Source organism: Sporomusa sp. (assembly GCF_057736855.1).
The window spans coordinates 10,257-10,513 of the sequence record NZ_JBYKYF010000091.1; the positions used below are offsets into that span (position 1 = coordinate 10,257).

Here is a 257-nt window from a genome sequence, read left to right on the forward strand (position 1 = left end):
TGCAAGTAAAGTTGCAGTAGTAGTACCGTCACCGGCAACATCATTGGTTTTGGTAGCAACTTCTTTAACAAGTTGTGCACCCATATTTTCAAACGGATCTTCTAACTCAATGTCACGGGCGATGGTTACGCCGTCATTAGTAATAGTTGGAGCACCAAATTTCTTATCAAGCACTACATTACGACCTTTAGGTCCTAAAGTAACCTTAACAGCATTAGCTAGAGCGTTTACGCCTCTTTCAAGCGCACGGCGAGCTT

The 257-nt window shown here is 43.2% G+C and carries 1 protein-coding gene; it reads right to left on the reverse strand.

Going from position 1 to position 257, the window contains the following annotated elements:
* Window positions 1-257, reverse strand: a 257-nt coding sequence (locus AC29Z1_RS07965) for a TCP-1/cpn60 chaperonin family protein (RefSeq protein WP_488270928.1), incomplete at both ends; no start/stop codon positions are given.